This window comes from Sphingomonas sp. CCH9-E2 (assembly GCF_001557215.1).
GTDB lineage: Bacteria > Pseudomonadota > Alphaproteobacteria > Sphingomonadales > Sphingomonadaceae > Sphingomonas.
The window spans coordinates 1-26,391 of sequence record NZ_LSJM01000006.1; the positions used below are offsets into that span (position 1 = coordinate 1).

The following is a 26,391-nucleotide window of genomic DNA, read 5'->3' on the forward strand; positions in this document are numbered from 1 at the left end:
GGGCGGCCCCTCCGTCAGCTTCGCTGCCACCTCCCCTGCGGGGCAGGGGAGGAATGCTGCTACTCCACCACCAGTTCGAACGAGGTCGGCGTCATGTTCGCCGCGTCGTAGAGGTTCACCACCGGCGTATCGGCCCAGGCATAGCGGATCCGCGTCACCGGCTGGCCATCGCCCAGCACCCGGACCTTGCCGCCCTCGACCCGTGCCGCCGCAAAGCGACAGTTCTGCGCGCATAGTTCGAACCCGATCGGCGCGCCGCTCCAGCTGGTCAGCGCGCCCTCGACGCCACTGAACGACACCACCACATCGCCACCATCGCGCCGCGCCGACACCGCCTGCGGCCCCGGCTTGCCCAGCGCTGCGCGCGCGAGGCGCTTGCCCAGTTCGTTCTTGTCGCCGGGATGAATGTCGGTGCGCGACCCCAGGTCGATCGCGGAGACCAGCGCCGTCCCCGGCGTTGCCGCGACCGCGCGGCGCTGTTCGTCGCGCAGCTTGCCCCAGCCACTCTCGACCGGCGCGCTCGCCGGCGCGCCATAGCCCGCCAGCCCGACCACCAGCACCGGCAGCGCCGGATCGCTCGACTGGCGGCGATACCCGTCGATCAGACCGCGCAGCCGCACGTCATAGCCGGTCTGCCCGGCATCGCTTTCACCCTGATACCAGGCGACGCCGCGCAGCCCGATCCCGCCCAGCGGCGCGACCATCGCATTGCCGATCAGGCCAAGGCCCGCGATAGTGTCCCATGGCGGACGCGGCGGCGTGCCCTTGGCGGCCGAGATCCAGTAGCGCCACTGGTCGCCCAACGGGATGCTCGATCCATCGGACAGGGTGAGCTTCAGCCGCTCGGCCGGACCCATGAAGCCGCCGGTGCCATAGCTGTTCCACACCGCGACGACGACCTCGTTCGCCCCGGCCTTCCAGTAGCCTCCCGGCACCTTGTAATCGCGCGGGTTGGACCAGCCGAAGCTGTTGCCGACCGGCTTGCCATTGACGAACGCCTGATCGCCATCGTCGATGATGCCCAGCGACACGGTCGCGCCGCCGCGCGCCTGCTCCGCCGTCAGCGTGACCGTGCGGCGAAACCACACCCAGCCGGTAAAGCCGCGCAGCGCCGGTTCGTCCAGGCTGTCCCACGGTCCCACGCCCGCAATCGGCGACCATGTGACCGCATCGGGCGTGCGCCACGGTTCGACCTTGTCCTGCGTCCGCCACCACTCGATCCAGCGTGGCGCGAATGCGGTGTTCGCGGCGAGCGGGTCTCGGTCATAGGTTTCGAGCAAGGCGGCATCCTGCGCGCCATAGATGCTGCGCGTCGCGACCGGATCGAGCCAGGCGCGGATCGCGGTGCCGCCCCAGGTCGCGTCGATCAGCCCGATCGCAACCCCCGGCTCGGCCTTGCGCAACTCGCGCGCCATGTACCAGCAGGCGGCGGAGAATTCGGGTGCGGTGTCGCGCGTTGATGCCTGCCAGCTGGCCGCCTCGGCAAACTTCCGCAAGGGCCGCGCGGACGTCGCCTTGGGCACGGTCAGCAGGCGCAGCATCGGATCGGCGGCGCCGTTCATCTGATTGTCGAAATCGAGCGCGCGGCGGACGGGCATCTCCATGTTCGACTGGCCCGAGCACAGCCAGACATCGCCGACCATTACGTCCTTGGCCTCGACCGCAGCATCGAGCGTCGCGGCGCGCAGCAGATAGGGACCGCCCGCCTTCATCGCCGGGAAGGTTGCGCGCCACTGGCCATCCTTGCCCGCCTCGGCCTGGGCGATCATGTCGCCGAGCGTGACGGTCAGCGACAGCCCGGGCGCGGCCTCGCCCTCGACGATGATCGGCTTGTCACGCTGCAGCACGCCCTGGTCGCCGATGGCCGGACCGAAACTGAGCTGCGCCGTCGCGGGCAGGGGGAAGAGCGCGGTCGCGCCGAGCAGGACCGCCGCGATCCTCATGCGATATGCGCTCGGGCCAGGGGGTGGCCGGGGACGCGCGCCTCGAACGCGAACAGGTCGCCGGCATGCGGCTGGGCGGTGCGCTCCTCGGCGCTCAATCCCTTGGCGGCGGTGGTGACGTAGAGCGTCGTCAGCCCATCGCCTCCAAACGCCAGCTTGGTGACATTGGCGACCGGCAGTCGGACGAACTCGATCTCGCGCCCGGTCGGATCGAAGCGGCGCGCGCCGTGCCCGGCGAAGAAGCCGACCCAGATATTGCCCTCGGCATCGGTGATCGACCCGTCGGGATAGCCTTCATCGACGGTGAAGGTCAGGAAGGGTTGAACCGCGCTGAGCGACCCATCGTCATGCAGCGCAGCCTGCCAGATTCGCCGCCCGATCGTGTCGGTGAAATAGATGCGGTCGCCAGCGGGTGACACTGCGGGGCCGTTGGTGATGCTCACCGGGCCGGGGCCGACCCGGTCGAGCTGTCCGGCATCGAGGCGGTAGAAATGTCCGGTCGCGGCACTCTCGGCATTGTCCATCGACCCGAACCACACGCGGCCCTGCGCGTCGGTGCAGGCGTCGTTGAGGCGGTTGCCCGGCAGATCCGGCTCGACCGTGCGCCAGAAGGTGAAGGCGCGCGTATCGGGGTCGATCCAGTGTAGCCCGCTCTGCAACCCGCACAGCAACCGGCCATTATCGGCGGGCAGCGCCCAGCCGATCTCGCCCGGCGCATCCGCGCTGGTCAGCGCACCCGAAGCGGGGTCGAAGCGGTGGAGCTTCTTCCCCTTGATATCGACGAACCACAGGCAGCCGCGCTGCGCATCCCACACCGGACCTTCGCCCAGCGTCGCGCCGAGGCGCGCGGCGACCCGCACTTCGCTTATCGCCATCCAGCATCCACCCAATAGTTATGCGCAGTGCACATGCGCGCGTCGTCGCTGGCGAGGAAGGTCGCCATCGCCGCGATGTCCGCCGGCTGGATCCGGCCCTTCAGCGCCTGCGCGGCGACGATCTCCGCCTCGCCCTCCGGCGTGTACCATTTCTCCTGCCGCGGCGTCTGGACGTTGCCGGGGACGATGGTGCAGGCGCGGATGCCATGCGGGCCGAGCTCGCGCGCAAGGCTGCGGGTCAGCCCCTCGATCGCGGCCTTGGCGGTCTGGTACAGCGTGAGGTCGGGCAGGCCGAGATGCCAGCTGATCGATCCGAAATTGATGATGACGCCGTGCCCGGCTTCCTTCATCCCCGGGATCACCGCCTGCGCCGCGAAGAACAGATGGCGCAGATTGACCGCCATCCGCTCGTCCCAATAGGCCGGCGTCACCTCCTCGATCCCGTGGCGGTCGTCGCTCGCGGCATTGTTGAGCAAGATGTCGACCGCGCCGCGCTCCGCGATGATCCCGCCGAGGCACGACTGCAGCGCTGCGACATCGGTCAGGTCGCAACGCGCGAAGTGCGGCGCGTGGATCGCGTCCGGGGTCAGCCGCGCGCTCAGCGCTTCGCCGGCCGCGGTCTGCACGTCGACAAAGGTGACCCGCGCGCCCTGCGCCACAAACGCCTCGACCAGGCCTTCGCCGATGCCGGACGCACCGCCGGTGATCAGGACATGTTTGTCACGCAGGCTGGGATAGATGGCGCGCATCGTGGCCGCTCCGCTGGATTTCTGCAGCAACCCTCAATCCCCCGAATAGACCGTTTTGACGGTCGTATAGAATTCGACCGCAGCGAAACCCTGTTCGCGCGCGCCATAGCTCGACTTGCGGGTGCCGCCGAACGGCACGTGATAATCGACGCCGGCGGTCGGCAGATTGACCATCACCATGCCGGCGCGGATCCGCTTGCGGAAATCGCGGGCATATTTGTGGCTGGTGGTGACGACGCCCGACGACAGGCCGAACTCGCCCTGGTTGGCAATCTCCAGCGCATGCTCGTAATCCTTGGCGCGGACGGTAGAGACGACCGGGCCGAACACCTCCTCGCGGTTGATCGTCATGTCGGGATCGGTGTCGGCGATGAGCGTCGGCGCCATGAAATAGCCGGGCGTGTCGAGCTTGAGCGGGTCGGGTCCGCCGCTGGCAACGCGGCCGCCCTCTTCGATCGCCTTTCGGACATAGCGGAGATTCTGTTCGAACTGGCTTTCGCTCGATGCCGGGCCGACCTGGGTGTCGGCGGCGAGGGCGGGGCCGACCTTGAGCGCCTTGGCGCGCTCGGCGAGCGCGGCGACGAAGCGGTCGTGGATTGCGTCCTCGACGATTACCCGGCTCGATGCGGTGCAGCGCTGACCGGTCTGGAAGAAGCCGCCGTCCAGCGCGATTGCCACCGCCTTGTCGAGATCGGCGTCCGCCAGCACGACCAGCGGGTTCTTGCCGCCCATTTCGAGCTGCACCCGCGCCTGCCGCATCATCGCGGCCATGCCGACCTTCGCGCCGACGCCCTGCGATCCGGTAAAGCTGATCGCATCGACCTGCGGATGATCGACGATCGCCTGGCCGACGCCGCCCTGGCCGAGCACCAGATTGAACACGCCGGCCGGCGCGCCGCATTCCTGAATGATGTCGGCCAATGCGCTCGCCATCGCCGGGGTCACATTGGCAGGCTTCATCACCACGGTGTTGCCGAAGGCGAGTGCCGGGGCGGCCTTCCACGCCGGAATCGCGATCGGGAAGTTCCACGGCGTGATCAGCCCGACCACGCCCACCGCCTCGCGATAGGTCGCGACATCAAGGCCGGGGCGCGTCGATTCGAGCGTCAGGCCGTGGCGGCGCAGCGCCTCACCGCCGAAATAGCGGAAAATCCGCGCGGCGCGCATCACTTCGCCCATGCCCTCGGCGCGGGTCTTGCCCTCTTCCCGCGCGAGCAGTTCGCCAAGCTCGGCGGCGCGCGCCATGATCGTCGCGCCGACCTTGTCGAGCAGATCGGCGCGCACTTCCGGCGACGCTGCGGCCCAGCCCGGCTGCGCGGCGCGGGCGGCCTGCACCGCCTGATCTACCACCGCCGCATCGCCCGCAGCAAAGGTCGCGACCACCTCATCGGTGTTCGACGGGTTGCGGCTCTCCAGCGGGGTGTCGACCGCGACGCGCTCGCCGTTGATCAGATGGGTCAGCTTCATGATGCAAAGGTCCTGCTAGTCAGAGTTCAGATCCGGTCGGCAAGTCCGCGACGCACCAGGTCACGAACAAGAACACCGATTCCAATTTCCCATATGGGGGCATTTTTCGACGTCGTCACGGTATTTGCGAGCGTACCAAGTCGCGACGAAGCGATCGTCACGCGATCGCCCACCTTATGGGTGAAACCGCCACCCGGCACGTCGCGATCCTGGGTCGGCGCAAACAGGGTGCCGAGGAACAGCACGAAGCCGTCGGGATAGTGATGTTCGCTCATCGCCTGGCGCGCGATTTCCAGCGGGTCGCGGCTGATCTCGCTCATCCGGCTTGCACCCTCCAGCCTGAAGCCGTCGGTGCCCTCGATCGTCAGCGCGACATCGGCGCTGCGCACATCGTCGATGGTGAAGCCGTCGTCGAACATGCGGATGAACGGGCCGAGCGCACAGGACGCGGTATTGTCTTTGGCCTTGCCCAGCAGCAGCGCCGAGCGCCCCTCGAAATCGCGCAGATTGACGTCGTTGCCCAGCATCGCGCCGACCGCCTCGCCCCGGCGCGACATGGCCAGCACGATTTCGGGTTCGGGATTGTTCCATCTCGAATCCGACCGCACCCCGATCGGGGCTTCATGGCCAACCGCCGACAGCACCGGCGACTTGGTGAAGATTTCCGCATCCGGGCCGATCGCGACCTCCAGATATTGCGACCACATGCCATCCTCAATCAGCGCGGCCTTGAGCGCCGCCGCCTCGTCCGACCCGGGTACGACCGACCGGATGCCTCCGCCGATCCGCTCCTCCAGCCGTCCGCGGATCGCTGCCGCCTGGCTGGCGTCGCCGCGCGCCCGTTCCTCGATCACGCGCTCGATGGCCGATACGGCAAAGGTCACGCCCGCAGCCTTGATGCACTGCAAGTCGATCGGCGCGAGCAATGCCGTGCCCTCGGGCAATTGCGGGTCGGTCGCGTCCAGGTCGGCGATCCGCCGTCCGAATTCCGGCGTGGTCAGGCCACGGTCGATCGCTCCGGCGACGGTCGCGGCATGCGGAGTCAGGTCGAACAACGCACCATCGGCGATCAGCACCGGCACGGGGCCATCGCCCAGATCGACCCGTCCGAGGAAGCGGCCGGTCCGCCAATCCTCCGGCAATATTCCAGCCAGTGCGACCGTCATCCCTTTTACCTCTCCGACATCATTGCTCTTGATAGCGCTAACATCATGCTCCTATGGAGGTGTCAAGCATCGCACGGAAAAAACGTCGATGCACGCGCGGGAAAGCCGTGCGAAGACGTGAGGAGAGGAGCGAAATGAAGGGTTTTGCGCCATTGCTGGCCATGTTGCTTGCTGCACCCGCTGTTGCGCAGCAGAGCACGGCGCGATTCGATTTCGTCAGCTACACGGCGGAGTCAGCGCTACCTGCGCTCCCCGCCGGGCAGTTTGCAAATCCGGTGCTCCCGGGCTTTCGGCCCGACCCGTCGATCGTGAAGGTGGGGCAGGATTTCTATCTCGTCACCTCGACCTTTGCCTGGTTCCCCGGCATCCCGGTTTACCACAGCCGCGATCTGGTGAACTGGCGCCAGATCGGCAATGCGATCGACCGGCCGGAGATGCTCGACTTCAGCGGGCTGGCGCTCGACCGGGGCGTGTTCGCGCCGACGATCGAATATCATGACGGCACCTATTACATCCTCAACACCTGCGTCGGATGTCGCGACAATTTCATGCTGACCGCCAAGAACCCGGCGGGGCCGTGGAGCGGGCCGCACTGGCTCAGCTTTGGCGGGATCGATCCGTCGATCTATTTCGAGGACGGCCGCGCCTGGATCGTCAACAATGACGCGCCGCCGGGACCGCCCGAATATGACGGCCACCGCGCGCTGTGGATGCAGGAAATCGACCTTTCCACCTTCAAGATGAAGGGGCCGCGCCACCTGCTCGTCGACAAGGGTGTCGATCCGTCGACCAAGCCGATCTGGGCCGAGGGGCCGCATATCTACAAGGTCGATCGCTGGTATTATCTCCTGGCGGCCGAAGGCGGCACGGCAGACCAGCATTCGCAGACCATCTATCGCTCCCGCACCCTGACCGGCCCGTACACACCCGGCCCGGTTAACCCGATCCTGACGCAACGCGACCTGCCCGAGGACCGCCCGAACCCGGTCCAGGCGACCGGCCACGCCGATTTCGTGAAGCTCGACGATGGCAGCTGGTGGGCGGTGTTCCTCGCCACCCGCCCGTTCCGGGGACAGGAGACATTGCTCGGGCGCGAAACCTTCCTGCTGCCGGTGACGTGGAAGGATGGCTGGCCGCTGATCCTGCCCGCGCGCACCCCTCTGCCCGCCAGCGTCGCGCGTCCGAACCTGCCCGCCTCGCCCGGCGAAGCGCGCGACTGGCGCGAGGAGTTCGATACGCCCAAACTCGCGCAGGACTGGCTGATGCTGCGCACGCCCAAGGACGCGCCGTGGTGGCGGATCGCCGACGGCGCGCTGACGCTCGACGCACGGCCGGTCGCGGCGGGCGCGCTCGCCCAGCCGAGCTACATCGGCAAGCGGATGCAGCACCGCAAGGCGAGCTGGACCACGCGCGTGACCTTCGACCCCAAGGACGAGGCGCAGCGGGCGGGGCTGCTCGCGGTCGCCAATGAACATCATCTGTTGTTCGCTGGGCTTGAAGGCGACAAGCTCGTCGTGCGGCGACGGATTAGCAAGGACGAGCCCGATAATGGCGTCGTGATCGCATCGGTTCCGCGCGAAAGCGCAACCCAGGTCGAGCTGAAACTGAGCTTCGATGCGGGCACCGCTCAGGCCGAATGGCGCCCGGTTGGGACAACTGCATGGCGCAGCATCGCCAAGGACGTGGACGTGTCGCGCCTCGCCACGATCCATGCCGGGCTGTTCATGGGCCTGGTCGTCGGCCCGCACGCAGCGTCGGGAACGCCATGATCGACCCGGTGCGCGTCGTCATCGTCGGGGGCGGAACCGCGGGGTGGATGACCGCATCCGCACTCGCGCGCTTCCTGCCTGGTGTGGCCGACGTGCGCCTGATCGAATCCGAGGAAATCGGCATTGTCGGGGTGGGAGAGGCGACCCTCCCGCATCTGCGCGCCTTTCTCGAGCGGCTGGGCATTCCTGAAGCCGAGATGATGCGCGCGACAAGCGCGACCTACAAACTCGGCATCGATTTCCGCGATTTCGGCAGGATCGGGGATCGCTATATCCACCCCTTTGGGGCGTATGGCGTCGATATCGCCGGAGTCGGCTTCCACCATTACTGGCTGCGCGCCCGCGCCGAGGGGAGTGCCCGCGGAATCGAGGACTATTCGCTCCCCATCGTCGCCGCGCGTGCCAATCGCTTTGCGCTGCCCCCGGCCGATGGCGACTTCCTGTCGACCAGCTATGGCTGGGCCTATCAGTTCGATGCCACCCGGCTCGCCCCGATGCTGCGCGGTTATTCGGAGGCGCGCGGCGTCACGCGGACCGAGGGGCGGGTCACCGGGGTCGAGCGCGACGGCGAGAGCGGTGATGTCACGCAGCTCGTGCTCGACAGTGGCGAGCGGGTGGCGGGCGATCTGTTCATCGACTGCTCGGGCTTTCGCGCGCTGCTGATCGGCGGCGCGATGGATGCGCCTTGGGAGGATTGGTCGCACTGGCTGCCCTGCGACCGCGCGGCGGCGCTGCCCGCGACATCGCCCGCCGGACCGATCGAACCCTATACCCGCGCCACCGCGATGACCGCCGGCTGGCGCTGGCGCATCCCGCTGCAGCATCGCGTCGGCAACGGCTATGTCTTCTCCAGCAGCTTCCTGTCGGAAGACGCGGCGTGCGATGCGATTCTCCGCGCGGTCGAGGGGACGCCGCTCGCCGAACCGCGCATCCTGCGCTTCCGCGCCGGGCGGCGGCGCGAAAGCTGGGTCGGCAATGTGGTGAGCATCGGGCTGGCCAGCGGCTTCCTCGAACCGCTCGAATCGACCAGCATCCATCTGGCGCAAATGGCGGTGATGCGGCTGATCGAACTGTTCCCCGAGCGTCAGATCGACCCCGCCGACCGCGCCGCGTTCAACGCGACGGTCGATTATGAATATGACCGCGTCCGCGATTTCCTGATCCTCCATTATCACGCCACGACGCGCGATGATTCGGACTTCTGGAACCATGTCCGCACGATGGACCTGCCCGACACCCTCGCCGGCAAGCTCGAGCTGTGGCGTGAGGCAGGGCGAATCGAGAAATATGGCGAGGGCCTGTTCCTCGAACCCAGTTGGGTCGCCGTCTATCTGGGACAGGGGATGGTGCCGCAGCGCCATGACCCGCGCGCCGACAACCCCGCACCCGCCGCGCTCGAGCGCGCGCTCGACGATATCGCCGACACGATCCGCAGCCGGGTTGCTGCGATGCCCGACCACGAAGCGGCACTGCGCGCACAAGGCGCATGGGGGGCGGCATGAGCGGCCCGGCCAGCATCGCGGTGCTGGGCAGCGGCGTGGTCGCGCTGTCCGCCGCCATCGCCTTTCGCCGCGCGCTGCCTGCTGCGCGGATCACTTTGGTGGAACGCCCGGCCGATCCCCGGTCGCTGCTCGACCGCATCGGCGCAGCGACGCTGGCGATCGATGCGTTTCACCGCGCGATCGGGCTGGACCAGCAACTGTTCATTCGCCGCACCGGTGCGGTTGCGATCCATCGTGTCACGCTGAACGGCGAGCCGCTGGGCGGGCCGGGCGCGATCCCGCATATCGAGGGCGTTGCGCTGCATCAGCTATGGCTGCGGAGCCTGACGGAGCGGCCTGAGGCGACGCCCAGTTGGGCCGCGCTCACCGTGCCCGGGGCCGAGCCGTTCGGCGTGCGCTTCGACATGCCCGCTTACGCAGCGCTGCTTGCCGAAATGGCCGCGGCGCTGGGCGTCGCGGGGGGCACGGCGGACGATGCCGACCTGCTGCTCGACTGCACGGTGCCGGGAGACGACTGGCTCTGCGCCCCGCTGCCAAGCGTTGTCGCCGAGCCGGTCGCGCCCGGCGCCGCTGAAGGCGAAACGCTGGACATCGCCGACAGCGTGGTCGAGTGGCAGGCCCCGCCCTGGGGCTGGCGGCTCGCGGGAGGGGCCGGACTGATACCCGGTCGCCATTCCACGCCACGCTCCGGCCGGACCATTGCCCTTGGCGAAGCGGCGCTCGTCGCGGAGAGCTTCGACGGCCACGCGCTCTCCGCGGCGCATGCCGATATCCTGCGCGCGATCGAGTTCATGCCGCATGCCGAGCCGAGCGATCGGGAGGCCGCCGAGTATAATCGCCGCACCGCCATCGCGCACCAACGGGTGCTCGATTGGGCGACCGAGCGCTGGGGCGTCCCGGCGACCGCTGATCTCGCTGCCCTACGCGCCGGATTTGCCGCGCGCGGGCGCATTCCCTATCGCGACGGCGATCCCGTGACCCCAGGCGAATGGGTCGGCTGGTGGTTCGCGAACGGGGTTCGCCCCGCGCGCATCGACCCCACCGCCCGCGCCGTCCCGCAAGACCAACTGATCCGCATGATGGAGAGGAATAGATGAAGCGTTTGATGCTCCTGGCGCTCGGCGCTGCCGTGGCCGCACCGCTGGCGGCGCAGGAAAGCACGGTCCATCCCGAGATCTGGCCGAGCCCGGCCTGGCCGCAGCAAACGGACAACGCTGTCGAAGCGAAGATCAAGGCGCTGATCGCGCAGATGAGCGTCGAGGAGAAGGTCGGCCAGATCGTTCAGGCCGACATCGCCAGCGTGACCCCGGCGGACGTGCGCACCTATCATCTCGGCTCGGTCCTCAATGGTGGCAGCAGTGGTCCCTATGGCGACGATTTCGCAGCAGCGCCGAAGTGGCTGCAGCTGGCCGACGCGTTTTACGAGGCTTCGGTCGACAAGAGTGGCGGGCGCGTCGGCATTCCGATCATCTGGGGCACCGACGCGGTGCATGGTCACAGCAACATCATCGGCGCGACGCTGTTCCCGCACAATATCGGCCTCGGCGCGATGCGCGATCCCGACCTGATCGAGAAGATCGCCCAGGCCACTGCGCTCGAAATCCGTGCGACCGGGCAGGAATGGACCTTCGCCCCCACCGTCACCGTCCCGCGCGATTTTCGCTGGGGCCGCGCCTATGAAGGCTATTCGTCCGACCCCAAGCTGGTGGCCTCCTATGTCGAGCGGATGGTGCGCGGGCTGCAGGGGCCGGGCAGCGGCACCAACCTCCTCGCCGGGCCCTATGTTCTCGCCTCGACCAAGCATTTCCTCGCCGATGGCGGGACGCATGAGGGGCGCGATCAGGGCGATGCGCGGATCAGCGAGACCGAACTGCGCGACATTCACGGTGCCCCCTATGTCCCCGCGATCGAGCAGGGCGTGGCGACGGTGATGGTCAGCTTCTCAAGCTGGAACGGCACCAAGATGACCGGGCACAAGGGAATGCTGACCGATGTGCTCAAGAACCGGATGAACTTCGGCGGCTTCCTCGTCTCCGACTGGAACGCGCACGGCCAGGTCGAAGGCTGCACCAACGCCTCCTGCCCGAAGGCGGTCAATGCCGGGCTCGACATGTACATGGCGCCCGACAGCTGGAAGCCGCTGTGGCATTCGCTGGTCGCGCAGGTGAAGTCGGGCGAGGTGCCGATGGCGCGGCTCGACGATGCGGTCGCGCGCATCCTGCGGGTCAAGATGCGGCTTGGGCTGTTCGAGGCGGGCAAGCCCTCGACGCGCAAATATTCGGGCGACTGGTCGCTGCTTGGCCATGCCGATCACCGCGCGGTGGCGCGCGACGCGGTGCGCAAGTCGCTGGTGCTGCTCAAGAACAATGGTTCGCTGCTGCCGGTGAAGGCGGGCGCGCATGTGCTGGTGGCGGGCGACGCGGCGGACGATATCGGGCGTCAGTCGGGCGGCTGGACGCTGACCTGGCAGGGCACGGGGGTCAAGAACGATCAGTTCCCCGGCGCGACCTCAATCTGGAAGGGGCTGCACGACGCAGTGACATCGACTGGCGGCAGCGCCGAGCTGGTTGCGGACGGCACGTTCGCGAAGAAGCCCGACGTCGCGATCGTCGTATTCGGCGAAACGCCCTATGCCGAATTCCAGGGTGACCTGAAAACGCTGCAGCTCCGCCCCGAATTGCGCAAGCCCTATGAGACGATGAAGAAGCTCAAGGCGCAGGGAATTCCGGTCGTCGCGGTGATGGTCACCGGCCGACCGCTGTTCATGAACCCGGAGCTCAACGTCGCCGACGCGTTCGTTGTCGCGTGGCTGCCGGGGTCCGAAGGGGCGGGAATCGCCGACCTGCTGGTTCAGCGCAAGGACCGCCGTGCCCCCTATGACTTCACCGGCAAGCTGCCCGTTGCCTGGCCCGCCACCGCGCGCGCAGACGGCCCGACGCTCTTCCCGTTTGGCTATGGCCTGACGCTGGCGGGCGGGGCCGCGCCGTGGAAGCCGCTGTCGGAGGATAGCGAGGTTCCGGCGGAAGACGCGGGCAATGTCTATTTCGCTGGCGGCGTGCCGGCGGCGTCCTGGTCGCTGCAGGTCTATGGCGATCCGGCGGACTCGACGCGCATCACGACGGTCCCGGCAGCGGCGGCGAGCGGGCGCGTGCGGGTGACTGCGGTCGATCATGTCGTGCAGGAAGGCGCACGGCGTTTCGCGATCGACTCCGGCAGCGCCGCGGTCGGCCTGACCACCTATGCGCCGCTCGACCTGACGCGCGAGACCAATGGCGATGTCATGCTGGTCGCCACGCTGCGCGTCGATGCCAAGCCGGCGGGTGCGGTCAGTTTCCGCATGGGCAATGCCGCCGTCCGCGCAACTGCAGTCGAGGGTGCGAAGCCCGGCGACTGGGTCAGCTATGGCGTGCCGCTCAAGTGCTTTGCGAAGGGCGGCGCGAATCTCGGCCGTGTCGAGGCACCGTTCATGCTGCGCAGCGAAGGCGCGTTCACGTTCAGCCTGTCGCGGGTTGCACTGGGAACGGCGGCGGACCGCGTAGTCGCGTGTCCGTGACCTAGCCGACCATCGCCGCGATCTGGTCGGCATGGCCGGGGAGCTTCCCCGCCACATCGGCATAGGTCGCGGCGATCTGGCGCATCGCGGCGGTTACGCGTGCATCGTCCATCGAATCCACTAGCGGGTCATAGCCGTCGGGGATGATATGCTGGCCCAGCAGCACCGCGACCCAGCTCGGCACGCCGAACAGGTCATGGTCGTACCGCCGGATTCGCCCGCGCTCGCGCCACAGTTCCAGCTTGGCGGCGAGGCTGTCCGGCACCGTCATCGCGCCGACGTGACGCCACAGTTCGCTGTCGCGCCGCTGCGTCGCCTTGTAATGCAGTACGATGAAATCGCGCACATATTCATAGGCCTCGTGCATCAGCCGGTTATATTCGTTGCGCCCCGCCGCGCTCATGCTGCGGTCGGGGAACAGCCACATCAGCTTTGAGATGCCGGTCTGGATCAGGTGAATGCTGGTCGATTCGAGCGGCTCGACAAAGCCGGCTGACAGGCCCAGCGCGACGACATTGCCGACCCATTGCTGCTCCCGCACCCCGGCGGTGAAGGACAAAGCGCGCGGCTCGGCGGTTGCGGGCGCGTCGAGGTTCGCCAGCAGCGTCTCGCGCGCGCGCTCCTCGCTGCCGAACGCACTCGCATAGACGATGCCGTTGCCGGTGCGATGCTGCAGCGGGATGCGCCACTGCCAACCGAATTCATGCGCGGTGGAGCGCGTCAGCGGGGTCAGCGGATCGACGCGCGCGCACGGAACCGCAATCGCGCGATCACATGGCAGCCAGTGCGACCAGTCGTGATAACCGACCCCCAGCGCGTCGCCGAGCAACAGGCTGCGAAACCCCGAACAGTCGATGAAGAAATCACCCGCGATGCGGCGCCCGTCGTCGAGCAGCACGGCGGCGACATGGCCGGTCGCGGGATCGCGTTCGACCGATGCGATCTTGCCCTCGACCCGCGCTACGCCCCCGGCTTCGGCGCGACGGCGCAGAAATGCTGCATAAAGGCCCGCATCGAAATGATAGGCATAGGCCATTCCGCCCAGCGGTGAGCGCGGGTCTGCGGCAGGATGGGCAAAGCGGTCGCGCCGCGCCGCCTGCGCAGCGATCCAATACTCCTCCAGCGCGCCGATGCGGTGCTTCAGCCAATATTGGTGGAACGCGACGCCCTGGAAATCATGCCCCAGTTCGCCGAACGGATGCAGATAGCGGTCGCCGACCTGCCCCCAGTTGACGAATTCGATGCCCAGCTTGATCGTCGCGCCCGTCTCGCGGACGAAGTCGGGCTCGTCGATGCCCAGCCGGTGGTTGAATTCGCGGATCGGCGGGATCGTCGCCTCACCGACTCCGACCGTGCCGATCGCGTCGGATTCGACCAATGTGATCGTCCGCTGACCATCGCTCAGGAAGCGCGCGGCGGCGGCTGCCGCCATCCACCCGGCGGTGCCGCCGCCGATGATGACGATGCTGGAGACGGGCGGTGCGGTCATGCCCCCACGCTAACAGCTTGCGCGATCAGCCGCAGCGTCGCGCGATGGGTCGCGCCCGGCGCAACGACGACACTGAGCGCATTGGGCAGATGCGCCACCGGCTCGAAACAGAAATGCGGCGCGCCGGCCGGGGTATAGACCACCGCATGATCGACTTCGGATTCGATCCGCAGCGCGGCGTCCGGCCAGCTGATCGACGCGACCCCATCCCATCCGGAAAAGGCGCAATCAAGCGCGCGTTCGGCGACCGCGAAATCGACCTTGCGATCGGCAATCTCGACCGGTTCGCTTGGCAGCATCCGTGCATCGGGCGGCCAGCGCCGCTCTGCCGCAAAGTGCAATCGTGCGCCCGCTGCGGGAAAATAGGGGTGATGCCCACAGGCGAGCGGCGCGTCGAATGCCTCCAGATTGCGTGCGGTCAGCGTCACCGTCAGCGTATCGGCGGTCAGCTCGACCTGCTGCTCGGCCGCAAAGGCAAAGGGCCAGCGCGCATCGCCGTGATGGTCGAGCACCAGCACGGCGCGATCATCGCGCGCCTCCTGCACCGTCCAATCCGACGTCCAGCCAATGCCATGGATCGCGTGCGGTTCGGGCGCGAAATTCGGCGCAATCGCATGGGTCTCCCCCGCCCAGTCGAACCGCGCATCGGCGATGCGGTTGGAAAAGGGTACCAGCGGGAAGCTCGCCATCCCCAGCGGATCGCCCGCGGCAATCGCCTCCGCCGATGCTGTGCGCAGCATCGGTCGGCCGTCGATGGTCCAGCTGGTCAGCGCGCCGCCCAGTGCCGGAGCGACCGCGGCACGCGCCGCCCCCGCGGTCAGGATCAGTTGCTCGACGATGTCAGCACCGCTTCTTCGCGAATGACATAGACCGGGCCGATCTCAAGCTCCTGCCGGGCTGCCCCGGTGTGCAGCGCCAGCTGGCCCGCGCCCTTGGCGATGTCCATCGGGGCCTGGGTGCGGAACTGGTAGAGCCGCCAGTTCGGCCCGACCTGAACCGCTTTGTCGAGGAAGCCGTCATAGGGCGCGGCGTTTTTCTGGACGCGCACCGACAGCATCCCCTGGCCATCCGGCGTCGCCGCCGAGAGCGCGCGCGCGAGCACCGCGACCAGCAGCACGTCGCCCTCCTTGATCTCCTCGTCCAGCGCCACGCTCGCGCCCGAGGCATAGGGCGCGGCTCCGGCATTGGCGACGCTGAACAGCGTACCGACGCGGCCATAGACATTGGTCACCGTCGCCTTGGTCGTCTGCCCCGCACCGTGGAACCCCCAGTCGCGGTTCGCCGGATCGTTGAGCATCCGGCCCTTGTCCTTGAGCTGCGGCGGCAGCTCGGGATCGGGCGCGGCGGCGCTCTCGACGCGCTTCGTCGTGCGGATGCTCGTCGCACCCTCGACCACGATCACCTGGCCGATCTCGATCACCTGCTTGGCCCCGGCGAGCTGTAGGCCGACAACGGCCTGCCCGGTCGGCAGCGCCTTGTCCGATCGCGCGGTGACTTCGTACAGCGCCCATTCGCTGCCGATATCCAGCACCGTGTCGCCAAAACCCGCATAGGGCGCGGCATTCTGCTGAAAGCGCACGCCGATCTTGCCCTTGCCGCCCGGGGCCTCGGACTTCACCGTCCGGGCATAAAAGGCGACGGTGACGTCGCGTCCGACCGCGATCCCGCGGCGGATCGGGACGTTTGCGCCGCTGTCATAGATGTTGGCACCGGCGCGCGGCACTTCGACCCGCACCGCGGCACCGCCGCCCGGGATCGAGGGGTCCTGCACATTCTTGGTCTTCTGCTCGGCGCCGTAGAAGCTCCAGTCGAGCCGCGACGGATCGTTGATCAGCGTGCCGGGCAGCGCATCGTCGAGCGCTTGTAGCTCGGCAGTCGGCTGGTCCTGTGCCACCACGGCGGCGGGAACGAGCACGGCAAGTGCAGCCGCTACGATCAGACCCCGCTTCATTCCGGCAGCCCCATCGCGCCGCGCAGACCGGGAAGCCATTGCTTCTTCTCCTTGTCGTAAAATGGGAAGGTGTTGCTGTACGCCCAGCTGCACATGCCGATGTCCAGCGGGCCGAACGCGGCGGTGACCGCGCGGTGATAGGCGACGCGCTGCTCCAGGCTGGTCGTCGTGTGCGCGCCCGACTCCCCCATGAACGGCGTCTTGCCGGTGCGCGCGATATAGGCGCGGATCTTTTCGACATCGCGCTTCAGGCGCAGCACATCCTCGGCCGTTCCATAGGTGCGACCCAGCGGCGGGGCCGGGTTGACCCAGGTCGCGCCCTGATGGGTGAAGTCGAACGGCTCGTAATAGTGAAAGGTCGGAACGACATGGGGATCGTCGGGCAGCGGCAGCGTCGCCAGGCTATCGATCCCGCTCCAGAATTCGCCGCCGATGATCACCGGCCGGTCCGGGTTGGTCGCGCGGATCGCCTTCAGCGCCGGGGTGATGACCGCGATCAGATTCTTGTTGTCGAACTTGTCGTGCGGCTCATTCTCGATTTCGAACCACACATGGTCGCGCGGCATGTCGGCAAAGCGCGCCGCGATCTGCCGCCACATCGCCGCCAGCTGCGGTGCGCTGCCCAGCGGATCCTTGTGAATCGCCTCGAAATGGTGGCTGTTGAGGATGACGTTGAGCCCGGCCGCGCGCGCCTGTTCGACGGCGGTGCGGATGCGCTTCATATAGGCGTCGTCGATCTTGAAGTCCGGTCCCGGCCCGGCATGGGTGTCCCAGCGGACGGGCAGGCGCACGGTCTTGAACCCGGCCTTGGCGATGATCGCCATATCGTCATCGGCGAGCGGTTTGCCGCCCCAGGCGGACTCGGCCGGCGGCTCGAAGGTGTTGCCGATGTTGATGCAGATGCCGACTGGCAATTTGTCGGTGCGCGCGGGCGCGGCCTGCGGCGCGGCGGACAACAGGGCGGCAATCGCCAGCGGACCGATCATGCATCTCTCCTCAAAGCTCCGGCCACTGACGGGCCGTGTTCGAGGTGATTGGTAGCGCTATCAAACAACGCCGGTCAATCGGGGTTTTGTGCGCGTCTGACTGCGCTCAGGCGAGCCGTTTCGCGCCAGCTTCGCGCAACGCCGCGATGCTGGGAAATCCGTCGACCGCCATCAGCAGATCGGCCTCGGCGAGGATCGATCGCAGCACATGCGCCGCCCCCTCGGCACCGCCGAGCGCGAGGCCGTAGCAATAGGGGCGGCCCACGCCGACCGCAGTCGCGCCCAGCGCCAGCGCCTTGGCGACGTCGCTGCCCGACCGGATGCCCGAATCGAACAGCACCGGCACATCGCCCGCCGCAGCGACGACATCGGGCAACAGGTCGATCGCCGCGATTCCGCCATTGGCCTGACGTCCGCCATGGTTGGAGCAATAGATGCCGTCCGCCCCCGCATCGATCGCGCGGCGCGCATCGTCGGGGTGACAGATACCCTTGAGCACGATCGGCAATTTCGTCAGCGACCGCAGCCACGGCATGTCGGCCCAGGTCAGCACGCGCCCGAAGGTCGCGGCCCAGGTCATCACCGCCGCGCGCGGATCCTCCGCCACGGGTTTGGCCAGCATCGCCTGAAAGCGCGGATCGGACCAATAGTTGGACAGGACATGCCCGCGCAGCTGCGGGAAATTCGCGGTGTTGAGGTCGCGCGGCCGCCAGCCGGTGACCCAGGTGTCGAGCGTGACGACGATCGCCTTGTACCCCGCCGCCTCGGCCCGGCTGACCAGGCTCGCTGCGAGTTCGGGGTCCTTGGGCGTGTAAAGCTGGAACATCCCCGGCGTGTCGCCCGTCGCGGCGGCGACGTCCTCCAGCGGATCGTTGGTCAGCGTCGAGACGGTGAGCGGCACGCCGGTCATCGCGGCGGCGCGCGCGGCGGCGATGTCGCCATGCCCGTCCTGCGCGCACATGCCCGCCACCCCGACCGGGGCCATGAACAAAGGGGAGGGGAGCCTCATCCCGAACAGCTCGACCGACAGGTCGCGGACCGAGCAATCGACCATCATCCGCGGCACGATGCCCCAATGGCGGAAGGCGTCGGCATTGGCGCGCTGTGTCTGCTCGTCGCCGCACCCGCCCTGAACATAGGACAGCAGCGACGGCGCCATCGCCGCCGCAGCGCGCTGCTCGAGGCTGGTGAAATCGACCGGGATCGTCGGCACCACGCCCTGCAGCCCCGCGCCATAGATCGCATGCTGATAGTCGCCATAATGCGGCATCGCGTTCCCTCCCGGTCTGTTCTCTTGTGCGATATGGTCGGCATCCGAACCCCAATAGGCAACCGAATTTGTCGGCCCATGATCGACAAAAAAATCGGCCATGGATGCCGAACTGTCGAAATGCGTCTCGCTCGATGCACATGGGGTTGAGCGGCAAGCGCCGCTTGTCCATCGACACCGGGTCGCTGGGCGTACATCCTTGGACGGAAGGTGACCGACATGCACTATATGCTGCTATTCTACGAAACGGCGGACGAGCAGGCCAAGCGCACCGATCCCGCGCACGCAGAAACCTATTGGGGCGGCTGGACCGCCTATATGGGCGCAATTGCCCAGAGCGGAGCGATGGTTAGCGGCAATGGCCTGCAACCCCCCGAACTCGGCACCACCCTGCGGGTCGAAGGCGGCACGCGGCACGTCGCCGACGGTCCGTTCGCAGACACGAAGGAGATGCTAGGCGGCTATGTGATCCTGGATGTTTCGGATCTCGATGCGGCGCTTGACTGGGCGGCCCGTGCGCCCTGCGTTACCGCCGGATCGGTCGAGATTCGGCCCGTTCTCTCACCCCCGTCCGGCTAATGGACGCTGCGCGCCGCGACGTTGCTGCTCAGGCAACTGTGGCGGCGCGCGATTCCTATGGAAAATTGCTCGCGATCCTGGCAGCGCGGACGCGGGACATCACCGCCGCCGAAGACGCACTTGCCGATGCATTCGCGGCAGCGCTCGTCCAATGGCCGCGCGACGGTGTCCCTGCCAATCCGACCGGTTGGCTGCTCACGGTCGCACGGCGCAGCGCGGGACGCGCGATGGGGCGGTCGCAAACGGTCGAGCGCGGAGCGGAAACCGCACGCCTGCTGCACGACGAACGGGTCGATTCCGCTGTGACCGATTATGGGGACGACCGGCTCAAGCTCATGTTCGTGTGCACCCATCCCGCGATCGCGCAGGATATCCAGGCGCCGCTGATGCTCCAGACGGTGTTGGGCCTAGACGCTGCGCGCGTCGCGGCGTCCTTTCTGGTCTCCGCGCCATCGATGGGGCAGCGGCTGGTCCGCGCGAAGCGACGCATCCGCGATGCCGGAATCGCCTTTGTCATCCCCGATCCGGAAGACATTCCCGAGCGCTTGTCCGCAGTCCTTGCCGCGATCTACGCTGCTTACGGAACTGCGTGGGAGGATGTTGCGGGTGCCGACCCAAGGCTTATCGGTCTTGCCGAAGAGGCGATCTGGCTAGCGCGATTGACGGTCCAGCTGGCACCCGATCAGCCCGAAGCGCTCGGGTTGCTCTCGATGATGCTGCATTGCGAAGCGCGCCGCGCCGCGCGGCGCGATGCCGAGGGGCGCTTCGTCGCGTTTGGTCGGCAGGACACATCCTTATGGTCGCGCGACGTGATCATGGAAGCTGAAGGGCTGCTCCGCGCGGCCGCACGGCTGGGCGTGCCCGGGCGGTTCCAGACCGAGGCAGCCATCCAATCGCTGCACGCCCAGCAGTGCATCACCGGCGAGCGCCTGACCGGCCCGCTGGTGCGGCTCTATGATGTCCTCGCCAACTTCGCGCCGACCACAGGCGTGCTGGTGGCGCGCGCCGTTGCCGTTGCGGAAGCAGGCGATCCCGCCGCAGCCCTGCACCTGCTGGACGATATCGATGGCGCGAGATCGTATCAGCCCTGGTGGGCGGCGCGCGCACGGATCTTGTGGCTTTCGGATCAGCCCGACGCGGCCCACGCAGCTGCGGTCAGGGCGTCAGGTCTCAGCAGCGACCCCAGCATTCGGCGATTTCTACTGGAAGGCGGATATGGCGACCCATCGAGCCGCTGAGGCCGCAAATAGAACGACATAGGGTATCTGGCGCGCCCGGCAGGATTCGAACCTGCGGCCCCAAGCTTAGAAGGCTCGTGCTCTATCCATCTGAGCTACGGGCGCGCATGCTGGACCCGTTAGCGCATGTTTCAGCAAGCTGAAACAGCTTCGGGCGGTGCCGCCTCAAACCGGCGCGGATTGCGCGGGCCGCAAACCGCGATCATAGTCCTCTCCAGCAATCGGGGGAATGCGATGAGCGACGGGGCAGGACCGGCACGGATCAACGCGGCGCAGGTCGCGGGCGGGCATTTCCGCTATTATGACTACGTAATGGCGGCGTTCGTCGCGATCCTGCTGCTGTCCAACGTCCTCGGCGCGGGCAAGGTGGCGCAGATCTGGATCCCGGTCTGGGAGGTGTGGTGGCCGTTCGGGGCGGGCATCCTGTTCTTCCCGATCTCCTACATCATCGGCGACGTGCTGACCGAGGTGTATGGCTATGCCCGTGCGCGCCGCGTGATCTGGGCCGGGTTCGTCGCGACCCTGTTCATGGCGTTCATGTCGTGGGTCGTCGTCGCGCTGCCCCCCGCGCCCGACTGGACCAACCAGCCCGCCTATGAAGCGATCTTTGGCCAGGTGCCGCGCATCGTGCTCGCTTCGGTCGTCGCCTTCTGGGCCGGGGAGTTCGTCAATTCCTTCGTACTGGCCAAGATGAAGATCTGGACCAAGGGCAAGCATCTGTGGGCGCGCACGATTGGGTCGACCGTTGTCGGGCAGGGGGTGGACAGCCTGATCTTCTACCCGCTCGCCTTCTGGGGCGCGGCCGGCTGGACCAACGATCTGGTGCTCAAGGTGCTGGTGACACAATGGGTGCTCAAGGTGAGCTGGGAGGTGATCCTGACCCCCGTCACCTATGCCGTGGTCGGATTCCTCAAGCGGCGCGAAGGCGTGGACGTATTCGACGAGGGCACCGACTTCACCCCGTTCCGCACGCGCGTCTGACCCCATGCTCGACCTGTTCAGACAGGCAAAGGGATGGCTGGTCGACTGGTCCGGGCTCGCGCGCGACGGTTTGCACGTCCATGTCGGGCTGCTGGTCTTCTTCGGTGCCGCGCTGATCTTCCGCTGGCCCCTGCGCAGCTGGAAGCCATGGGCCGTGGCACTGGCGGTCACGCTGGCGGGTGAGGCCTGGGATATCCGCGACACGCTCGCGGCCGGGGGGCGGGTGCGGTTCGACTATAACTGGCAGGATATCTGGAACACGATGCTGTGGCCCAGCGCGATCCTGATCCTCGCGCGCACGACGCGGCTGTTTGGACCCCGTAGCGCCGACGCGACGCCATCCGATCACGCCTAGTTTGACAAACCGCAAAGCGGGCCTGCGCTAACCGCTGCATCGTCGCTCCCGACAAAGGAGACCGACGATGAACATGCCGCTGCACCAGACCGCATTTGTTCAGGCGACGCCGATGCCGCGTACCCGCGGCGCACACGTGTTCGACCTGCACCCGGCGCTGCATGTCGGGGTGTTCGCTGGCTTCTTCGCCTATCTCGGCATCATGTGGGCGGCGTTCGGGGAGAAGGGGCTGGCGATCCCCTTCGTGATCTTCGGCGTCTTCCTCGCCGCTGCTTTCGTGGTCCCCGCCTGGTGGGCGCGGGTGGCACCGGGCGAGGGGCGCGCGCCCAGCTTCGCCGATTTCGCCGAACATGGGCTGCCGACCGGATCGGGTCATCTCGGTGCCGGCGGCGCGACCGTCCAGGTGATGATCATGCCGGTCATGCTGATGATCTGGGGCCTGATCGTTGCCGTGATCCGCTTCTCGGTCTGAATACGAACCCTCACCTCACAGCGGGCGAGCCCCCGGGTTCGCCCGCACTTTTTGCGTTCAGGCCGAGGCGAGGTCGTCCAGCGCGTCGCGGTCACAAATCGCGATGCCGTGGCTGCCTTGCCGCGCGATGATGCCGGCGTCCTCCAGCGCGGTGAGCGTGCGGCTGACCGTCTCGATCGTGATACCGAGCAACTGCGCCATCTCGCCGCGCGTCAACGGCAGGTCGAAGCTGTCGGCATCGTGGCACGGTGCCGGACTCGCCGCTCGCGCAAAGGCCAGGATTAGCGCCGCGACACGCCCTTTCGCCTGGCGCTTCGAAATCAGGTCGATCAGTGCGCGGCTCTCGTCCAGCTCGCGGCTGACTTCAGCCAGCAGGCGCCGGGCGAGCGCCGGGCGCGCATCGCTGAGCGCAGCGACATGCGATGCCGGGAACAGGCACGCCTCGCTGTCAGTCAGCGCGGTAACGTGCAGCGTCGCGGTCGGCGCGAACAGCTGGCCGAGCATGCCCGCCGGGTGGACCAAGGCGACGATCCGCTCGGTCCCGTCGCGGTCGATCGTCGACATCTTCGCCGCGCCGCGCGTCAGGGTCGCGCAGACTGTCGCGCTATCGCCCGCCGCGACGATCGTCTCGCCGCGCGCATAGCGGCGGTGGTGCCCGATCCGCGCGAGTTCGCCGCGATCCTCGGGCGACAGGGCCGAGCAGACCGCGCGATCGGCCACTGGACAGGTGTCGCAAACGATCGGGGCCGGGCCGCTCACCGCCTCACGCCACCGCTTCGAGCAGCCCTTCGAACAGGCGGCGGCCGTCGCTGCCACCATGCGCGGCTTCGATCTTGCGTTCGGGGTGCGGCATCATGCCCAGCACATTGCCGCCGGCATTGACGATGCCGGCGATCTGGCGCGCGCTGCCATTGACGTCGCTGGCATAGCGGAACGCGACGCGCCCCTCGCCCTCGAGCTGGTCGAGCGTGGCGGCATCGGCGAAGTAATTGCCGTCATGATGCGCGACCGGGATCGAGATCGTCTCCCCCGCATCATAGCGGCTGGTGAAGATCGACTGGCTGTTCTCGACGGTCAGCGCGACATCGCGGCACACGAAGTTGAGGCCCGAATTGCGCATCAGCGCGCCGGGCAGCAGGCCGGTTTCGGTCAGCACCTGGAACCCGTTGCAGATGCCGATCACCGGCACCCCGCGATTTGCCGCATCGACCACCGCTCGAACCACTGGCGAGCGCGCAGCAATCGCGCCGCAGCGCAGATAATCGCCGTACGAAAACCCGCCCGGCAGCGCGATCAGGCCAAGGCCGTCCGGCAATTCGCTCTCGCCATGCCAGACCATCGCCGGCTTGGTCCCGGTCACGCTCTCGATCGCTACCGCCAGGTCGCGGTCGCAGTTCGATCCGGGAAAGACGATGACGGCGGTTTTCACTGCTTTTCCACCCGATAGTTTTCGATCACCGTGTTCGCGAGCAGCTTCTGGCACATCGCGTCGATGTCCGCGTCGCTGGTGTCGTCGGCGACATCCAGTTCGATCAGCTTGCCGACGCGTGCCTCGCCGACACCGGCAAAGCCGAGCGAGCCCAGCGCGTGTTCGATCGCCTTGCCCTGCGGGTCCAGCACGCCGTTCTTGAGGGTGACGACGATGCGCAGCTTCATGGGGATTCCTCCGGGGATTTGCCGCGCCCTATGGGCCGATGCGCGTTCGGGTTCAAGATTTCATCGCCCATTTACCGCTGCGCGCAACACTCGGCCCTGCCGAGTCGCCATCGTCAAGGCGCGCCCGGCATGGAGTAAAGGCGTCATGGCATTTCTGGCGATCGCCCTGTTCGTCGCGCTGACCGCGTTCGGCAGGGACTATTTCGGGTGGAGCGACCCGAGCGGGCAGGTCCAGATCGCGCTGATCTGTTCCTTCATCTTCGGGATCATCGCCGGGTTGAAGGCGAAGGGGTAAGCTATCGTCCCGGCCCCTCACTCCCCTCCCTGAAAGGGAGGGGTCGGGGGTGGGTGCGCGCGTCTCGCGCGCACAAAAGACCCAATCCGACCGCCCGATAACATAGCAGCAATCGAGGCATCGAGCCTCGCTTGCCACTAAACCCATTCCGAACCCCTCCCGTTCAGGGAGGCAAACTGGAAGGGATCCCTACTTCCCGCGCTTCTTGCGGTGCGTCTCGAGGTCCAACACCGCCGAGTCGGCACCCTCGGGCAACAGCCCCAGGCGGCGTGCGACTTCCTGATAGGCTTCGACCTCGCCGCCCAGGTCACGGCGGAACCGGTCCTTGTCGAGCTTCTCGCCGCTCGCGATATCCCACAAGCGGCAGCCATCGGGGCTGATCTCGTCGGCCAGGATGATGCGGGCATAGCCGTTCTCGTCGAAAATCCGCCCGAATTCGAGCTTGAAGTCGACCAGCCGAATGCCGATCCCGGCGAACAGGCCCGACATGAAGTCGTTCACGCGAATGGCCATGTCGGCCATGTCATGCAGCTCTTCCTGGCTCGCCCAGCCGAAGCACAGGATATGCTCGTCGGTGACCAGCGGGTCGCCCAGGGCATCGTCCTTGAAATAATATTCGATGATCGTGCGCGGCAGCGGCGTGCCTTCCTCGATCCCCAGCTTCTTGGCCAGCGATCCGGCGACGACGTTGCGCACCACCACCTCGATCGGGACGATCTCGACCTGGCGGATCAGCTGCTCGCGCATGTTGAGGCGGCGGATGAAGTGCGTCGGAATGCCGATATTGCCGAGCAGCGTGAAGATATGCTCGGAGATTCGGTTGTTGAGCACGCCCTTGCCGCTGATCGTGCCCTTTTTCTGGGCGTTGAACGCGGTCGCATCGTCCTTGAAATACTGGATCAGCGTGCCGGGTTCGGGGCCTTCGTAGAGGATCTTGGCCTTGCCCTCATAGATCTGGCGGCGGCGTGCCATAGGGGGTCCTTCAGAAACGCGGTGCCCCGGCGGCACGGTCGCGCGACGCCGGGGCTGTAGGGGCGGGCCTATATCGAAAGCCGACCCGGGGTGCAATCAATCGCTGGGGGGAACGGCAGCGGGTTGCGCACGGCGAAGCCGCGGCCGCAGCCAGCGCCAGATGAGCAGGCCCAGGCCGAGCACCAGTCCCGGCGGCGCAAGGATTGCCAGCGCGCCCAACACGAACGCCAGCGTCGCCTGCGCCGACCCCGCAAGCAGGTCGAGCGCGCTGCTCAGCGGCGCGGTGGCGTCGAACCCGCGCACCGCCGGGCCCGATCGATAGTCGAAGGTCATCGGCGTGTTGGCGAGCGATTCGCGCTGCGCGCCCGATACGCTCTGCACCTGCTCGATCTGCGCGACCAGATCGGCGCGCTGGCGCTGCAATTCGGCGCGTTCGCTGGCGGACAGGTTGGTGCGCGCCAGCTCGCGGTCGATCCGTGCGAGTTCGTCGCGCGCCCGCGCGCGTTCACCGGCCAGCCGCGCGATCTCGGCCCCGGCGTCGGTTCCGGTGATCTCGGCATCGACCAGCCGCCCTTCGGCTTGCTGGATCGCAGCAATACCGTCCTTGCCGAACGCGCGGGCCAGCGTCGGGTCGAGCTTGAACGCCAGCATCGCCTCGACCGCATTCTCGCCAGTCAGGCGATAGCGCATGCCGGTGATGCGGCACCGCGCGATGCCCAGCTTCTCGCACGCGGCGGCATGCGTTTCCTGCGCGGCGGCGATCTTCGGGGCCGGGAGGCTGAAGGCGTAGCGATAGTTGAACGCGACCCCCGGTGCGGCGGTTACCGCGACACCGGCGGGCGGTTCGGTGGCGTCGGATGTTTCCATCCCCGCGCGCTCGGACGATGGGTCGCTTGGCGCCGGCGTGGAGCAGGCGGCGAGGGTGAAGGTGAAGGCTAGGAGCGCGCAACCCGATTTCCAGTGCATTAGGCAACCTCCTGTTCGCGGCTCCATTCATCGCCGCCAAAGCACGTTTGGCCGTGCCGTGATAACACATCACATTACAGGGATTTGAGCAATGCCACTTTTTCGCCTTATTTAATGGGCCGTTTAATCCATGTAAATCAGCCCCTTACCTATGCTT

The 26,391-nt window shown here is 67.3% G+C and carries 25 protein-coding genes and 1 tRNA gene; 10 read left to right on the forward strand and 16 right to left on the reverse strand.

All coding sequences use genetic code 11. The features are described from left to right. Positions 1 to 59 precede the first annotated feature (59 nt). The 5 genes from AX681_RS00365 to AX681_RS00385 are packed head-to-tail and all read right to left on the reverse strand — an operon-like array spanning position 60 to position 6,200. Entirely contained in the window at positions 60 to 1,943 is a 1,884-nt protein-coding gene (locus AX681_RS00365) for a sialate O-acetylesterase (RefSeq protein WP_066661996.1), read from the reverse strand. Then, positions 1,940 to 2,818, reverse strand: a complete 879-nt coding sequence (locus AX681_RS00370) for an SMP-30/gluconolactonase/LRE family protein (RefSeq protein WP_066661998.1) — start codon at positions 2,816 to 2,818, stop codon at positions 1,940 to 1,942. Before AX681_RS00370 ends, AX681_RS00365 begins: the two co-directional genes overlap by 4 nt. Then, positions 2,809 to 3,567, reverse strand: coding sequence for an SDR family NAD(P)-dependent oxidoreductase (locus AX681_RS00375; RefSeq protein ID WP_066662000.1), 759 nt, complete (start codon positions 3,565 to 3,567; stop codon positions 2,809 to 2,811). Before AX681_RS00375 ends, AX681_RS00370 begins: the two co-directional genes overlap by 10 nt. Before the next feature lie 33 nt (positions 3,568 to 3,600). Next, positions 3,601 to 5,034, reverse strand: coding sequence for an aldehyde dehydrogenase family protein (locus tag AX681_RS00380; RefSeq protein ID WP_066662003.1), 1,434 nt, complete (start codon positions 5,032 to 5,034; stop codon positions 3,601 to 3,603). A gap of 26 nt (positions 5,035 to 5,060) precedes the next feature. Continuing rightward, positions 5,061 to 6,200, reverse strand: a complete 1,140-nt coding sequence (locus tag AX681_RS00385; RefSeq protein ID WP_066662005.1) for a fumarylacetoacetate hydrolase family protein — start codon at positions 6,198 to 6,200, stop codon at positions 5,061 to 5,063. A 134-nt stretch (positions 6,201 to 6,334) separates the two neighbouring features. Between AX681_RS00385 and AX681_RS00390 the strand changes: the two genes are divergently transcribed. From AX681_RS00390 to AX681_RS00405, 4 genes are read left to right on the forward strand one after another with little or no spacing between them, the layout of a single operon-like run. After that, positions 6,335 to 7,969 carry a glycoside hydrolase family 43 protein gene (locus AX681_RS00390; protein WP_066662008.1) on the forward strand — a complete coding sequence of 545 codons (1,635 nt, stop codon included), beginning with the start codon at positions 6,335 to 6,337 and terminating at the stop codon, positions 7,967 to 7,969. Next, complete coding sequence (locus AX681_RS00395) at positions 7,966 to 9,471, forward strand: tryptophan halogenase family protein (RefSeq protein WP_066662009.1); 1,506 nt, start codon at positions 7,966 to 7,968, stop codon at positions 9,469 to 9,471. The genes AX681_RS00390 and AX681_RS00395 overlap by 4 nt, the downstream gene beginning before the upstream one ends. Further along, on the forward strand, positions 9,468 to 10,568 hold the full coding sequence (locus tag AX681_RS00400; protein WP_197424201.1) for a tryptophan 7-halogenase: 1,101 nt from the start codon (positions 9,468 to 9,470) through the stop codon (positions 10,566 to 10,568). Before AX681_RS00395 ends, AX681_RS00400 begins: the two co-directional genes overlap by 4 nt. Beyond that, the gene (locus AX681_RS00405) at positions 10,565 to 13,024 is read left to right on the forward strand and encodes a glycoside hydrolase family 3 protein (protein WP_066681510.1); all 2,460 of its coding nucleotides are present in this window, start codon (positions 10,565 to 10,567) and stop codon (positions 13,022 to 13,024) included. The genes AX681_RS00400 and AX681_RS00405 overlap by 4 nt, the downstream gene beginning before the upstream one ends. 1 nt (position 13,025) lies before the next feature. Here the strand turns inward: AX681_RS00405 and AX681_RS00410 are convergent, their stop codons facing one another. The 5 genes from AX681_RS00410 to AX681_RS00430 form a co-directional block, all read right to left on the reverse strand. Continuing rightward, entirely contained in the window at positions 13,026 to 14,513 is a 1,488-nt protein-coding gene (locus tag AX681_RS00410; RefSeq protein WP_066662249.1) for a tryptophan halogenase family protein, read from the reverse strand. Then, complete coding sequence (locus tag AX681_RS00415) at positions 14,510 to 15,352, reverse strand: aldose 1-epimerase (RefSeq protein WP_082738049.1); 843 nt, start codon at positions 15,350 to 15,352, stop codon at positions 14,510 to 14,512. Before AX681_RS00415 ends, AX681_RS00410 begins: the two co-directional genes overlap by 4 nt. Further along, a complete protein-coding gene (locus tag AX681_RS00420; RefSeq protein ID WP_066662246.1) occupies positions 15,337 to 16,464 on the reverse strand; it encodes a hypothetical protein in 1,128 nt (375 codons plus the stop codon). The genes AX681_RS00415 and AX681_RS00420 overlap by 16 nt, the downstream gene beginning before the upstream one ends. Further along, a complete protein-coding gene (locus AX681_RS00425; RefSeq protein ID WP_066662244.1) occupies positions 16,461 to 17,450 on the reverse strand; it encodes a glycoside hydrolase family 5 protein in 990 nt (329 codons plus the stop codon). Before AX681_RS00425 ends, AX681_RS00420 begins: the two co-directional genes overlap by 4 nt. Positions 17,451 to 17,556: 106 nt before the next feature. Beyond that, positions 17,557 to 18,822: an alpha-hydroxy-acid oxidizing protein gene (locus AX681_RS00430; RefSeq protein WP_231733790.1), complete on the reverse strand. Its 1,266-nt coding sequence runs from the start codon at positions 18,820 to 18,822 to the stop codon at positions 17,557 to 17,559. Positions 18,823 to 18,939: 117 nt separating this feature from the next. On the opposite strand from AX681_RS00430, the gene AX681_RS00435 reads away from it, so the two are divergent. Further along, positions 18,940 to 19,299, forward strand: a complete 360-nt coding sequence (locus AX681_RS00435; protein WP_066662257.1) for a YciI family protein — start codon at positions 18,940 to 18,942, stop codon at positions 19,297 to 19,299. 38 nt (positions 19,300 to 19,337) lie between these two features. Beyond that, complete coding sequence (locus AX681_RS00440; RefSeq protein WP_231733789.1) at positions 19,338 to 20,537, forward strand: RNA polymerase sigma factor; 1,200 nt, start codon at positions 19,338 to 19,340, stop codon at positions 20,535 to 20,537. A 28-nt stretch (positions 20,538 to 20,565) separates the two neighbouring features. On the opposite strand, the gene AX681_RS00445 is transcribed toward AX681_RS00440, so the two are convergent. Next, positions 20,566 to 20,642, reverse strand: a tRNA-Arg gene (locus tag AX681_RS00445). 129 nt (positions 20,643 to 20,771) lie between these two features. Between AX681_RS00445 and AX681_RS00450 the strand changes: the two genes are divergently transcribed. From AX681_RS00450 to AX681_RS00460, 3 genes are all read left to right on the forward strand, one after another. Next, positions 20,772 to 21,518, forward strand: a complete 747-nt coding sequence (locus AX681_RS00450; RefSeq protein WP_066662236.1) for a queuosine precursor transporter — start codon at positions 20,772 to 20,774, stop codon at positions 21,516 to 21,518. A gap of 4 nt (positions 21,519 to 21,522) precedes the next feature. Next, positions 21,523 to 21,873 (forward strand): hypothetical protein, encoded by a 351-nt coding sequence (locus AX681_RS00455; RefSeq protein WP_066662234.1) that lies wholly within the window; start codon positions 21,523 to 21,525, stop codon positions 21,871 to 21,873. Between the two features lie 67 nt (positions 21,874 to 21,940). Further along, a complete protein-coding gene (locus AX681_RS00460; protein WP_066662231.1) occupies positions 21,941 to 22,345 on the forward strand; it encodes a hypothetical protein in 405 nt (134 codons plus the stop codon). A 57-nt stretch (positions 22,346 to 22,402) separates the two neighbouring features. On the opposite strand, the gene AX681_RS00465 is transcribed toward AX681_RS00460, so the two are convergent. The 3 genes from AX681_RS00465 to purS are packed head-to-tail and all read right to left on the reverse strand — an operon-like array spanning position 22,403 to position 24,001. Then, positions 22,403 to 23,161, reverse strand: coding sequence for a Crp/Fnr family transcriptional regulator (locus AX681_RS00465; RefSeq protein ID WP_231734838.1), 759 nt, complete (start codon positions 23,159 to 23,161; stop codon positions 22,403 to 22,405). Beyond that, on the reverse strand, positions 23,109 to 23,774 hold the full coding sequence (gene purQ, locus AX681_RS00470) for a phosphoribosylformylglycinamidine synthase subunit PurQ (RefSeq protein ID WP_066662228.1): 666 nt from the start codon (positions 23,772 to 23,774) through the stop codon (positions 23,109 to 23,111). The genes AX681_RS00465 and purQ overlap by 53 nt, the downstream gene beginning before the upstream one ends. Next, a complete protein-coding gene (gene purS / locus AX681_RS00475; protein ID WP_066662225.1) occupies positions 23,771 to 24,001 on the reverse strand; it encodes a phosphoribosylformylglycinamidine synthase subunit PurS in 231 nt (76 codons plus the stop codon). The genes purQ and purS overlap by 4 nt, the downstream gene beginning before the upstream one ends. A gap of 145 nt (positions 24,002 to 24,146) precedes the next feature. Here purS and AX681_RS22225 point away from each other — a divergent pair, with 145 nt between their 5' ends. Further along, positions 24,147 to 24,296 carry a hypothetical protein gene (locus AX681_RS22225; protein ID WP_197421993.1) on the forward strand — a complete coding sequence of 50 codons (150 nt, stop codon included), beginning with the start codon at positions 24,147 to 24,149 and terminating at the stop codon, positions 24,294 to 24,296. 189 nt (positions 24,297 to 24,485) lie between these two features. Here the strand turns inward: AX681_RS22225 and purC are convergent, their stop codons facing one another. Continuing rightward, the gene (gene purC / locus AX681_RS00480; RefSeq protein ID WP_066662222.1) at positions 24,486 to 25,268 is read right to left on the reverse strand and encodes a phosphoribosylaminoimidazolesuccinocarboxamide synthase; all 783 of its coding nucleotides are present in this window, start codon (positions 25,266 to 25,268) and stop codon (positions 24,486 to 24,488) included. Positions 25,269 to 25,364: 96 nt separating this feature from the next. Then, positions 25,365 to 26,135: a hypothetical protein gene (locus AX681_RS00485; RefSeq protein WP_066662220.1), complete on the reverse strand. Its 771-nt coding sequence runs from the start codon at positions 26,133 to 26,135 to the stop codon at positions 25,365 to 25,367. Positions 26,136 to 26,391 lie beyond the last annotated feature (256 nt).